The sequence below is a fragment of the Bacteriovorax sp. PP10 genome (assembly GCF_035013165.1).
Taxonomy (GTDB): Bacteria; Bdellovibrionota; Bacteriovoracia; order Bacteriovoracales; family Bacteriovoracaceae; genus Bacteriovorax; species Bacteriovorax antarcticus.
On record NZ_JAYGJQ010000002.1, the window covers coordinates 320,519 to 332,479 of the forward strand.

General features: G+C 39.1%; 11 protein-coding genes. 6 read left to right on the plus strand and 5 right to left on the minus strand.

The features are described 5' to 3' along the window. Positions 1–3 precede the first annotated feature (3 nt). From SHI21_RS11545 to SHI21_RS11560, 4 genes are all read left to right on the plus strand, one after another. The gene (locus SHI21_RS11545) at positions 4–1,212 is read left to right on the plus strand and encodes a phosphoglycerate kinase (protein WP_323576739.1); all 1,209 of its coding nucleotides are present in this window, start codon (positions 4–6) and stop codon (positions 1,210–1,212) included. An 87-nt stretch (positions 1,213–1,299) separates the two neighbouring features. Continuing rightward, positions 1,300–2,055, plus strand: a complete 756-nt coding sequence (gene tpiA, locus SHI21_RS11550) for a triose-phosphate isomerase (protein WP_323576740.1) — start codon at positions 1,300–1,302, stop codon at positions 2,053–2,055. A gap of 72 nt (positions 2,056–2,127) precedes the next feature. Then, on the plus strand, positions 2,128–2,589 hold the full coding sequence (gene secG, locus SHI21_RS11555) for a preprotein translocase subunit SecG (RefSeq protein WP_323576741.1): 462 nt from the start codon (positions 2,128–2,130) through the stop codon (positions 2,587–2,589). Positions 2,590–2,595: 6 nt separating this feature from the next. Beyond that, complete coding sequence (locus tag SHI21_RS11560; RefSeq protein ID WP_323576742.1) at positions 2,596–3,747, plus strand: aminotransferase class V-fold PLP-dependent enzyme; 1,152 nt, start codon at positions 2,596–2,598, stop codon at positions 3,745–3,747. Between the two features lie 21 nt (positions 3,748–3,768). Here the strand turns inward: SHI21_RS11560 and SHI21_RS11565 are convergent, their stop codons facing one another. After that, positions 3,769–4,911, minus strand: a complete 1,143-nt coding sequence (locus SHI21_RS11565) for an HD-GYP domain-containing protein (RefSeq protein ID WP_323576743.1) — start codon at positions 4,909–4,911, stop codon at positions 3,769–3,771. Positions 4,912–5,037: 126 nt separating this feature from the next. Here SHI21_RS11565 and SHI21_RS11570 point away from each other — a divergent pair, with 126 nt between their 5' ends. After that, positions 5,038–6,273, plus strand: coding sequence for an MFS transporter (locus SHI21_RS11570; protein ID WP_323576744.1), 1,236 nt, complete (start codon positions 5,038–5,040; stop codon positions 6,271–6,273). A 71-nt stretch (positions 6,274–6,344) separates the two neighbouring features. Then, positions 6,345–9,464 (plus strand): S8 family serine peptidase, encoded by a 3,120-nt coding sequence (locus SHI21_RS11575; RefSeq protein ID WP_323576745.1) that lies wholly within the window; start codon positions 6,345–6,347, stop codon positions 9,462–9,464. A 42-nt stretch (positions 9,465–9,506) separates the two neighbouring features. Here the strand turns inward: SHI21_RS11575 and SHI21_RS11580 are convergent, their stop codons facing one another. The 4 genes from SHI21_RS11580 to SHI21_RS11595 all read right to left on the minus strand — a co-directional run bounded on the left by SHI21_RS11580 (position 9,507) and on the right by SHI21_RS11595 (position 11,916). Then, on the minus strand, positions 9,507–10,349 hold the full coding sequence (locus SHI21_RS11580) for a S1 family peptidase (RefSeq protein WP_323576746.1): 843 nt from the start codon (positions 10,347–10,349) through the stop codon (positions 9,507–9,509). Positions 10,350–10,515: 166 nt separating this feature from the next. Further along, entirely contained in the window at positions 10,516–10,905 is a 390-nt protein-coding gene (locus SHI21_RS11585; protein WP_323576747.1) for a hypothetical protein, read from the minus strand. A gap of 18 nt (positions 10,906–10,923) precedes the next feature. Continuing rightward, positions 10,924–11,235, minus strand: a complete 312-nt coding sequence (locus SHI21_RS11590; RefSeq protein ID WP_323576748.1) for a hypothetical protein — start codon at positions 11,233–11,235, stop codon at positions 10,924–10,926. Positions 11,236–11,460: 225 nt separating this feature from the next. Continuing rightward, the gene (locus SHI21_RS11595; protein WP_323576749.1) at positions 11,461–11,916 is read right to left on the minus strand and encodes a hypothetical protein; all 456 of its coding nucleotides are present in this window, start codon (positions 11,914–11,916) and stop codon (positions 11,461–11,463) included. Between the last annotated feature and the right edge of the window lie 45 nt (positions 11,917–11,961).

Consider the following 11,961-nt stretch of genomic DNA (forward strand, 5'->3'; position numbering starts at 1 on the left):
CACATGGCCTTAAAATTTATCACTGAAGAAAGTTTCAAGACTCAAGCGAAAGACAAAAAAGTTTTAGCGCGTTTCGATTTCAACGTACCAATGGATAAAAATAATCCAACGAAGATTGCCGACACGACAAGAATCGATGAAGCAATTCCTACAATTAAAGCTATCCTTGAAGCAGGGGCAAAGAAAGTTATCTTGATGAGTCACTTTGGGAGACCAAAGGGAAAGATCGATATGGCCTATTCTCTTGAGCCTGTTGCGACTTACTTAGCTGAAGCACTAGGAATGGAAGTAACGTTAACTGAAACAGCATTAGACCGCGGAATTAAAACTCTACTTGGTTTAAACGAATCAAAAATCGTTCTACTTCAAAACCTAAGATTCCACCCGGAAGAAGAAGCAAATGACCGCGACTTCGCGAGAACGCTTTCAACTTACGGTGATGTATTCGTGTTCGACGCTTTTGGTGCCGCTCACAGAAAACATGCTTCTACTTATGAGATCAACGCTTTCTTCAAGAACAAAGCTTACGGCGGACTTCTACTTCAACGTGAAGTTGAATCTCTTGATCGCGTAACAAACAATCCAGCGAAACCTTTCGTTGCTGTTGTTGGTGGATCAAAAGTAAGTGATAAAATTAAAATCATCGAAGCTTTATTAACTTCAGTTGATAAACTTTTAATCGGTGGAGCTATGGCCTACCCTTTCTTAAAAGCGAAAGGACACACTGTAGGGAACTCACTTTGTTCAGACGAAGACGTAAGTCTTGCTAAGAGAATTCTTGGTATGCCGTCAAAAAATAAAATCGTTCTTCCAAGTGACCATATCGTATCTCTAACTTTTGGTGGAGCACCGATTGATCTTGGACAGACAAATATTGAAGAAGGACAAATCGGTTTAGATATCGGTCCTTCAACTCTTGCTAACTTCAATGACTACCTGGCGACAGCAAAAACTGTTTTATGGAATGGCCCAATGGGACTATTTGAAAATCCAGTTTACTCAAAAGGAACTTTTGGAATCGCTAAGACTTTAGCATCTCTTCAAGGGAAAGCTTTCACACTTGTTGGTGGAGGGGATTCGGTCGCTGCTGTTAACCAATCTGGTCTTGCTTCTAAGATGTCTCATATCTCGACTGGTGGTGGAGCTTCTTTAGAGTACATTGAAAATGGAACGCTTCCTGGTATCCAGGCACTTAAATTTGGAATCGATTAGTAGGCCGAAACAAATGTCCCGCAGGACATTTGTTACTGTGCTTGAAGAGCATAAAAAGAAAGATATCGTATTAGGAGTTCGGACTACATGAAAAATCTTCGCCCAATCCACATTGTTGGTAACTGGAAAATGAACCAGACTATGCACGAGATCAGTGAATTTTTCATCGAAATGACGAAGATGAAAATGGAACTTAAGTGCAAAGCATGGATCGCTCCTCAGGCCCTTCATATTGCGATCTTAAAAGAGATGGCATTCACGACGGGATCAATTCAAGTGGGAGCACAAAACTGTGCTGAAGTAGACTCTGGTGCACTAACAGGAGAAACTTCTCCATTAGCACTTGCTGACATGGGTGTTGAATTCGTTATTATCGGTCACTCAGAAAGAAGAACTATTTATGGCGAAAAAAATGAACTGCTAAACCAGAAAGTTTTAAACGCTCTAAAAAATGATTTAAAAGTTATCTACTGTGTTGGTGAAACACTTGCTGAACGTGAAGCTAACGACACGTTCAAAGTTATCGAAGAGCAATTGAATGTTGGATTACATAATCTTCCGGCCGATAAAGCTCACTTAGTCTTGATCGCATATGAGCCAGTTTGGGCAATTGGAACAGGAAAAGTGGCGTCAGCTGAGCAAGCTGAAGAAGTTCACGCTTTCATTAGAGGTAAACTAGAGCATCTTAAAGATGAGACGGTTATCCTTTATGGCGGGTCTGTAAAACCAGATAATATCGACTCACTGCTAAGAAAAGATAACATTGACGGTGCATTAGTAGGCGGAGCAAGCCTTAAAGCAAAGGATTTTAGACAGCTGTGCAGCATTGCAAGCGTGATTTAGAAGAATAGTTTGCATATTGTGCTAATTTTGCTATTTAATTAAGACATTATTTTTTTTAAGGATATAGATTTCATGACTACTTCATTAATGGTTCTTCAAGCGATTATCTCAATTCTTCTTATCATTGTAGTTCTTCTACAGTTTGGTAAGGGTGCAGAGGCCGGATTAATGACTGCAGCGGGATCAGAGTCGATTATGTCGAGCTCAACTCGCGGTAACGTCATGACAAAAATCACAGCTGTTCTTGCAGTTCTATTCTTAGGAAACTCAATCCTACTAGCAAGATTACAAGATACAAAATTTCAAAAATCAATTCTAGATACTGAAGCTCCAATTTCTCGCCCGCTTAACTCTGATGCAACTACAGCACCAGCAGCAACAGCACCGGCAGCAACGACTCCAGCGGCAACAGCTCCTGCAACGACTACTCCTGCAGCAGCGACTAAAGAAGCAACTCAAGCTGCTCCTACAAAAGAAGCTGCTCCAGCTAAAACTGAAACTACGGCGCCGACTACGGCCCCTAAAGCGAAGTAATTAGCAATGGATTTGGCCACCACCAGTCTAGTTGAAAAAGAATACGCACATTTAAAAACGTTATACTTTAATTCGGCCTACTTTGGGCCGAGTCCTATTCGTGCGAAAGAAACCATCACGAAAGCGATGAATCGTGAACTCGATCCTTCGTTTTATGCCTATGATGATTGGATGAGTATCTCAGAAAAGCTGAGAGTGAAATTCGCCGATCTTATTCAAGTTTCACCAGATACTATCACTCACTCAACGTCATCGTCAGATGTCGTGAATATCATTGCTAATGGATATGTCTTTGAAAAAGGAGATAGGGTCGCGGCGATCGATAGAGACTATCCTTCAAACATCCTGCCTTGGATGCTGGCCGAAAGACACCATAAGTTTTCGTTTGATAAATTGGAGCTTGGTAGTCAAGTTGTTCCGACTCCGGATTGGTTAGAGAGAAATCTAAAACCACAAACCAAAATTTTTAACATGTCGTATGTCGCATTCGATACTGGTAAAAAAATAGATCTTCTATCAATTGGTAAATTTTTAAAATCAAAAGATATTCTTTTTGTCGTTGATGCAACACAGGCCTTAGGTGGTCTGGAAATCACTCAAGAAGAATTATCATACATCGACGTGCTTACAGTATCGTCATATAAGTGGATGTTAGGCCCTTACGGACATGCCTTTGCTTACTTTAGCCAGAAAGCTCAGGACAGTATTTATCACCTGAACGCTAACTGGATTTTAAGCCCGAATTCAAAACAAGTTTATAACCTGCTCGACTATACAACTGAAACTCTTCCGGGAGCTCGTCAGTACGATAGAGGACAGGCCGCTAATCTTCTTTGCTCTGGCTGCCTTGAAGGAAGTCTAAGCTTCTTACAGGAAGTAGGTCTAGAGACGATTAGAAAGCACAATGCTGAAGTCAGAGATCATTTCTTAGAACACTATCCTAAAAACAAATACACACTTGTGACTCCATTGGATCACATGGCCAATATCGTTTGCATGAAAGCTTCTAATCAGGGTGATAGTATTGCTCTTGAATCTGAATTAAAAAATCGTAATATCGATGTTTCAGTTCGCCAGGGGAACATGCGTTTATCATTCCATATTTTTAATACGAAAGCTCAGGTTGAAGAATTGATTAAGGGAATGGATAGCGTTTAAATGGATAATGCTCTCGCATTATTATCCGACTTTCTTTTTGATTTTACCGAATGACTGCTTAGGTGCATCTTTGTCACCGAAACCTTCAATCTTATAACTTTTCGGAGCTCTAAACGGTAGAACGTTTTGCGGCTGACATGGATCAAAATCTTCCGGCAATTCTTTATTCAATTTACCAACCATTACGAGCTGCTTAACTGATTTAGTGAAGATCTCAAATAAAACCGGATCGATTTTTTTACCAACTGACTTCGACATAACACCGATAGCATCTTCAGTTGATAAAACTTCGTGATAAGTTCTCTTTGTTGTAATCGCATCGAAGAAATCTGCAATTGCAGTCACTCGTGCAAGTAAATGGATATCAGCTCCCGCTAATTTCTTAGGGTAACCGGTTCCATTGAAATTTTCGTGATGTTCGTGAACGATACGTTTAATAATATTAAAATCTACACCGTGACAGTCAGGGCAACCGTTCTCTGTTAAGAGTTCAAGTCCGTAAGTAGGGTGAGATTTGATGATATTAAATTCTTCATCAGATAATTTTTCTGGTTTGTTGATGATGTCGGTAGAGATTTTAATTTTACCGATGTCGTGGAGTAGTCCACCAAGACCGGCCATAACGATTTCTTCTTTGCTGGCATTGGGTCTTGCAGCAGTAAAGAGTGAAATACAATACATCGAAACGTTAATCGAGTGATCGTAAGTATAAAAATCGTGAAAGCTTAAAGAAGCTATGAGCCCCTGAACTTTGGAGACGTCGTAGTCTTTAATAACATCAACCATTGATTCAACAGCGACCTTACATTCAGAAATTGTTTCTGACAGAAGTTCAGTGGTGAACTCTTTTTCATCAGAGAATAATTTATCAAGGTAGTGAATCGCAGATGATTTAATGACGTCGGTTTTTTGTTTATCGCCCACGCCTTTTACTGAGATTAAACTTTTTAAGTAATCATCGCGCTGAGCTTCATGGACATATAATTGAAAGTATTTTTTCTTGAAGAGCTTTAAGTCTTCGAGATTGAGAGGGTCATTTTTAGGGTAGATACGCACGAAGCGTTCACGTTCTTCAGAGGCACTAGAGTTAACATAAAGGTCATAGGGAATCGCTTTATCCAGAAGGATCAGATCGAATGAAACTGAAAAAAAGTTGTTACCCATTTTGCTCATAGCTAGTTATCGGCTGATTCGAAAAGCTTATTAAAAAATGTACTGGAGCATTCTCATAGACTAATATAGATTGTACCAAAATTTATAGGAGTCTGCTAACACAGCAGAAATACTCATATGGCCGCAATTAAAGATCCTTATATTGCTCTCAAATTTCCAGACTATCGATATTACATAACAACCAGAATTCTCCTAGCTATGGCCCTGCAATTTCAGGGAGTCATCGTCGGCTGGCATGTTTACTCTATAACTAAAGATCCTTTATCTCTGGGACTGATTGGTCTGGTGGAAATTCTTCCTAATTTTTCAGTAACATTATTTGCGGGTCACTTCGCTGATATTTACGACAGAAAAAAAATCGCTCTTACTTGCTTAACAATTTTAATGTTTAGTGGAATTGCTCTTTATGCAATCACTCACACAGTGCCTGATGGACATAAACAGATTGCACTTTTTTATATCGTCATTGCCTTAACTGGTTTTGCACGCGGTACACTTTCGCCATCGCTATTTTCAATTCTCACAGAATGCGTTCCTAAAGAGCATTATTTAAATTCAACAACGTGGAACTCAACATTATGGCAAATCGCTATTATGGTTGGAGCTGGATCGAGTGGATTTTTATTTGCGGCCATAGGTTATGATGCTTATCTTGTGATGAGTGTATTGATTTTCTTCGCAATCATCTCATTTAGTTTTGTTTCACCTAAACCACACTTAACAAAAAAAGATGCGAAAGCTCCGATCCTTTCATCTATCAAAGGCGGGATTAAGTATGTTTTTAGTAATCAAGTTTTCTTAGGAGCACTATCGCTTGATCTCTTCGCTGTTTTATTCGGTGGAGCTGTTGCTCTTCTTCCTATATTCGCTCAAGACATTCTAGCAGTAGGTCCTCAAGGGCTTGGCTTCTTAAAAGCAGCACCAAGTGTGGGCTCATTTATCATGGCCGCTGTGAACGTTTACTGGCCACCTGTAAGAAACACTGGAAAGAAGTTACTCTTTGCTGTGTTTGGTTTTGGTGTGTGCATGATCATCTTCGGTATCTCGAAGAATTTTTACTTATCAGTTTTCATTCTTGCTGTGAGTGGTGCTTGCGATAACATCTCTGTTGTTGTCCGCGGAACGATTATGCAGACATTAGTACCGGCCGACATGAAGGGGAAAGTGTTTGCAGTTAACTCTATGTTTATTGGTTCTTCCAATGAAATTGGTGAGTTTGAATCTGGGATGGCCGCGAAGCTTATGGGCGTTGTTCCATCAGTCGTTTTCGGTGGCACAATGACCCTTCTTGTGGTCATTTTTACATCATTTAGGGCGCCAAAACTTAAAAATCTTCACTTTGAAGAGAAATAGCTGATTAATTTTTGACATGAATTTTAAATAATATATAGTTCCGGCACGCTAATCATAAGCAAAGGAACTATATGAAACTATCAGTCGCAATTATCATGTCTTTGGCACTTCTCAGCTCATGTGCACCAAAGAATTCATCTCAATCTTCTTCACTTGATGTAATCGCAAGCAAATATTTCAGCATGCGCCAACAAACAGCTACAACATATATTGGTATCGTTCAGTTAAGCCATCCAGCTCTACTTGCTGAAGCTCAAACTGTTAATGGTAAAGCAGTGATCGATGAAGATTTAAAAGCAGCTATCTTAGCTGAGCAAGAAGAAGTCATCGCTAAATTAAAAGAGATTTCACCAGATATTAAAATTATCGAAACATATAAGTTAGTTCTAAACGCGATCGCGTTTACAGCGCCTAGTGATGTAGCTTCAAAGATCGAAGGCATCGAAGGTGTTAACAGACTTGTAGAAAACACAAACTTCATGAGACCAGCAGCAGTTGATACTGAAAAACAAGTAGCAGCAGCGGTAGCATCTCTTAATGAAAAAAACTCAGTTACTTTCATCGGTGCTGATAAACTTCATAAGCGTGGGATCTCTGGACAGAAAATGAGAGTAGGGATTATCGATACAGGTATCGACTACACTCACATCATGTTAGGTGGGGCTGGTAAAAAAGAAATTTACGATTCAATTAATCCTAATAAAGCAAACGACTACTTTCCAAACGAAAAAGTTGTTGGTGGTATGGACTTCGTAGGAACAAATTTTTCTGCAGGAGATCCTGATTTAGAAAACAACATTCCTAAACGCGATCCAAACCCAATCGATGAAGCAGGTCACGGATCTCACGTAGCTGGTTCTGTTGCTGGTATTGGTGATGGAGTTGTTTCATACTCAGGTGTGGCACCAGAAGCTTCTCTATACGCTTTAAAAGTATTCGGTAAAGAAGGTAGTACTTCAGATATCGCTGTTATCGCGGCCCTTGAATACGCTGCTGACCCGACTGAAATGACAGATCCATCAACTAGACTTGATGTTGTTAACCTTTCTCTTGGTGGTGGATTTGGTAAACCAAAAATCCTTTACACTGAAGCCATCAAAAACTTAACGAAAGCAGGAACAGTTGTTGTTGCATCAGCTGGTAACTCTGGTGACAACCCATACATCACAGGAGCTCCGGCAACTGCTGATGAAGCTATTTCAGTAGCAGCATCAATTGATGATATGGACCAAAACATTAAGTTCGCAGCGGTAGAAGCTTTAATCGCTGGTGAATCAAAACTTGTTGAAACAATCGAAGGGCAGACAACGATTCCTGCCGCTACTAGTAATGTAAGAGGTGGAGTTGTTGCTATCGGTAACGGTGCTGCAGTTCTTACTGAAGAAGTAAAAGCTCAGGCGAAAGGACAAATCGTTCTTATGGACCGTGGAGAAATTAACTTCGAACAAAAATTTATTGTCGCTAAAGAACTTGGAGCTGTCGGTGTTGTTATGGTTAACAATGTTGAAGGGACTCCAATTGCAATGGGTGCAGAAGCAAAATATGATTTCCCAGCTGTTATGATTTCAAGAGAAGTGGGAAATGCAATGAAAGCGGCCCTACTTGCTAAAAAAGAAGTTTCTTTCAATTTTTCAACTGGAAAAATTATTCAACGTAATGACCTGATTGATACAATCACAGCTTTCTCATCTCGTGGTCCACGTACAATGGACTCTTTAATTAAACCTGAAATCTCAGGCCCGGGATCAAATGTTATCTCTGCTGCTTTTGGAACAGGAAATCACTCAGTTCAAATGTCAGGTACTTCAATGTCAGGTCCACACCTTGCTGGTGTTATGACTCTTATGAAGCAGGCATTTCCAAATGATTCAGTTCAAATGTTAAAAGCTCGTATCTTAAACACAGCTAAAATCTTAATGGTAAACGGAGTTCACGTTCCGGTTTCTCGTCAAGGTGCTGGACGTGTTCAAGTTGAAGAAGCTTACCTTTCTCCAGTTGTAGCTCTTCCTGCGACTCTTTCTTTAGGAGAAGTACCAGTTGCTTCAACGAAGACAGTTTCAAAAAGAATTACTCTGAGAAACACATCAGATAAAGATGTTCTATACGCAACAACAGTTATCTCAAGCAAAAACATTAAGGCCTCTCTTCAGAGCGCTATTAAAGTTAAAGCAAGAGGCATCCTTTCTTTCGACGTAAGTTTCACATTAGCTCGTACAGATGCTTCTCAAAACAACGTTGAAGCTGACGGGTTTGTTATCTTAACAAGCACGACAGGATCAAAAATCTCTCTACCATTCCTTGCTGTTTTAAATAAAGTAAGTGACATTAAAGCTTCTGACTTAGTTACTCAAACTGTATCAAAAGTTGATGCAGCTGGATCTGAAGTTAAATTAACTTTAACAAACTCTGGAAAGAGTTCTGGTGACGCTCTTATCTTCAACCTTCTGGGACAAGACGAAAGAAAAACTATTTTAAATCCAAACAACCTGTCGTCAAACACAACTTGTGACCTTGAAGCAGCTGGTATCAGAATTATTGAAAAAACTGAGAAAGGACAAACAACAAAAGTTCTTCAAATCGGTGTAAAACTTTACGATGCAATTACGTTCTGGCAGCCATGTGATATCTCTCTACAAATCGATTCTAACAATGATGGAATCGCTGATCAGGAGCTTATCGGAATCCAGGCAAACAACGTAGCAGGTATTGGTGTTGCGACTTCTATGTCTCTTTTATTAGATGCTCAGAAGGCAAGAGAAATTCGTTTAGAGTATGAACTAACTCCAGGTTTCCAGGAAAACTATATCCCAGCTCTAGTAGATGCTCGCGGTATGATGTTCTACAACCACTCAAACGTAGCTGTAGTTGAAACTGACCTGTCTAAAATTGTTAAAGGTAAGAATGGTGTAGTTGGAATTAAATTAGCTACAACTCACTTAGAAGCAGACTCTAAAGGGGATGACTTCTTAGCTAACCACGGTGAACAATGGCAGAAGCTTAACCTTTCAGAAAATTCTTTAGCGTTCTACGATATGCCTGAAGTTGTAACTGTAAAAGAAGCAGACCTTGAGCGCGTATCAATGAAGAGAGGACTAGGGAAGATGAGAGCTCTTATTCTTTACCCTCACAACACTCCGGCCTCGCTGAAAGATCAGCAGTCGCAGATCTTAACTGAAAAATTATTAAAGTAAAAAAAAGGCCCGCTTAATAAGCGGGCCTTTTTTTTGTCTTATTTAGTCGTTTGGTATTTTAAAAATTGGTGGTGTTGCATGCATCTGGTTGGCAGAATCTAAAATGAATTTTTTAAAGGCACTCACGTATGTATTCATTGCCTGAGTTTCACCGTCACTACGGCCGGTAACGGAACCTACAAGAAGAAGTTCATTATTATTTTTCAAGTAAACTGAGCCTCCAGCTTCTCCGTGATAAGCACCAAATGAGCCAGTATCTTTAATTGTTAAAAACATTGTTTCATTGCGACTCAGGTAAGGAACTCGTGCTTTGTAGATGGTTCCGACAGCTTTACCTAGATCAGTAGCAGATGAGTTTGATTTAAGTTGTTTTATTTCTCCGTGGCCCGCTACAATCAATTCTGTATTTTCTTTGATGTCATAGTTGCTATCTAGAATAGCTACGCTTTGAAAGCCTACTGGTGCCTTTCTCGAAAGCTTAATAAGAGCAATATCATATAGAGTGGCTTCCTCTTTTGTCTTGGTAGGATAGACCACTACACTCGAGGCCATAATAGAGTCTGTTTTATTTTTTTCATAAGTTCCAAAAGAAACGCTGGTAAAGGTATCCACAGTTCTTTTTGATTTAAGCAGGACTTTATCTGACGTCCATTGAGAAACGCAATGAGCAGCGGTTAGCACTAGGTTTTCAGAAATGAGGATCGCAGAACAGTGAATATTGTCATTAAAAGCGCTGGTTAAAGCTAATGACGATTGGAAAACGGTATCTTCTGACGAGACTCTAATCGCAGGCCTTAATGCAGACGTTGTTGTGCCTTTGTTGTCAGTTGCAACTTTTCCACACGAGATAATTAAGAGTAGTAAAAGGATTAAATACGTTTTCATAAACTCGATTATGTCAGGAGCAAAAAAAAGTGCATGTGAATTTGTAAGGATTACTTGTATGACTAAAATTTGTTCAATGATAAATAGTTGTTTCGACCGGAGAAGGTAATGAAGATAAGATTAAATTTATTTCCAGTGAGAAGGCCTTCATTAGAAGGCCTTAAAGTTATATTTTCCTAATACATTTATTGATAGCTTCTTCGCTTTCCATGCCTAAACTTGCACAGGCCGAAATTTTAAAAAGGTCCGCAGTGATTGTCAGGCATTCGTTAAAGTTATTTACATCTTTATAGCCAACACTCAAACAAGCTGCAATTTTGTTGGGGGTTGCTCGTGGTAAAATAATACATTGGTTTAAGTCTGCATCGTGAGCGTAACCAACAGTAACACAGGCCGAAATTTTTTCGGCAGAAGCACTGCTGTTAATGCATTCATTGAAATAAATTGCATCTCGAAATTGTGCTGACGAGCATGCACTGACTTTTTCAACACTCACATCGGCTGCAAAAAGTGATGTTGTTAATGTAAGAGATAATAAAATAAAAAAATTCTGCATGATCATCCCCTTTATGATTTATCCTTCAAATCTTAAAGTTGTTCTTTTAATACAACGATTCATAGCAGATGCAGTTTCAATACCAGATAAAGAACATGATCTGATTCTTGCTACACTTTGTTTTGATTTAATACATTCGTTTAGTGAGTTAGCTTCAGAAAATCCTACTTGTGAGCAAGCTCTGATTGTTGCTGGTTCTGCACCTGATGTTAAACATTTTTGTAAGTGTGAATTTCCGTTAAATCCTGCTCCGTAACAAGCTTGGATAACTGAATCAGCAAATGCCGAAGTTGATAGTGAAAGTGCGATCAAGATTAAAACTTTTTTCATAATCATTCCTCATCAAAAATTAGATTTCTTCATTATCGCATGGGTAAGAATGGAGTAGGGGGAAGTTGTAAAAAGGTAACTTGCGGGAAATGGAATGACTAAAAAATAGACGAATAGTGGGGCCTTAAAAACGTAATATAGAGGAGTTAGGGTAGTTTTAAAAGGGAGTAAAAAAGGCCCGCATAATAGCAGGCCTTCTTATAATACTCGAAGATAATTTAAAAATTATTTTGAAAACTCAACTGATAGTTTCGCTTTGTATGGAGAGCTACACTGTAACTGCTTTTTAAATAGACCAGTTTCCAGACAAGTAACATTTTGGAATTCAACTTCAGAACCTAAGACTTTTACTGGCAATCCTGTAAGCTCAGTTTTCATTAAAGTTACGATAAACGCTTCAACTGTTTCTTGAGAACGCTCATCACTAAGTTCAAATTTCATTGGAAGATCGACTGAACGACCAAAGCTCATAGGAAGAAACGTAATTCTTTGTAGCTCACTAGAGTTTAATCCTGAACCATTATATCCTTGAGAGTTCGTATAAATTTGAACTGTCCCTTTTTTGTCTTTTACATTTACTGTCCAAGAAGCATTACCTGATTCCAGTTTTAGAAAAGTTCCAGCTGAAACCGAGAAAGATAAAGTTGCCATTAAAGCTAAGCAAAATAATTTTGTTTTCATTTGTACTCCTTAAAAAGTCGCTATTAAATTGTCATCGTCATTCGG

What these genes read in the sequence shown, in the direction of transcription:
- SHI21_RS11595 (WP_323576749.1), bottom strand. Translation starts at nt 11,916, where the DNA reads ATGAAAACAAAATTATTTTGCTTAGCTTTAATGGCAACTTTATCTTTC.
- SHI21_RS11570 (WP_323576744.1), top strand. Translation starts at nt 5,038, where the DNA reads ATGGCCGCAATTAAAGATCCTTATATTGCTCTCAAATTTCCAGACTAT.
- SHI21_RS11580 (WP_323576746.1), bottom strand. Translation starts at nt 10,349, where the DNA reads ATGAAAACGTATTTAATCCTTTTACTACTCTTAATTATCTCGTGTGGA.
- tpiA (WP_323576740.1), top strand. Translation starts at nt 1,300, where the DNA reads ATGAAAAATCTTCGCCCAATCCACATTGTTGGTAACTGGAAAATGAAC.
- SHI21_RS11585 (WP_323576747.1), bottom strand. Translation starts at nt 10,905, where the DNA reads ATGCAGAATTTTTTTATTTTATTATCTCTTACATTAACAACATCACTT.
- secG (WP_323576741.1), top strand. Translation starts at nt 2,128, where the DNA reads ATGACTACTTCATTAATGGTTCTTCAAGCGATTATCTCAATTCTTCTT.
- SHI21_RS11590 (WP_323576748.1), bottom strand. Translation starts at nt 11,235, where the DNA reads ATGAAAAAAGTTTTAATCTTGATCGCACTTTCACTATCAACTTCGGCA.
- SHI21_RS11575 (WP_323576745.1), top strand. Translation starts at nt 6,345, where the DNA reads ATGAAACTATCAGTCGCAATTATCATGTCTTTGGCACTTCTCAGCTCA.
- SHI21_RS11565 (WP_323576743.1), bottom strand. Translation starts at nt 4,911, where the DNA reads ATGGGTAACAACTTTTTTTCAGTTTCATTCGATCTGATCCTTCTGGAT.
- SHI21_RS11560 (WP_323576742.1), top strand. Translation starts at nt 2,596, where the DNA reads ATGGATTTGGCCACCACCAGTCTAGTTGAAAAAGAATACGCACATTTA.
- SHI21_RS11545 (WP_323576739.1), top strand. Translation starts at nt 4, where the DNA reads ATGGCCTTAAAATTTATCACTGAAGAAAGTTTCAAGACTCAAGCGAAA.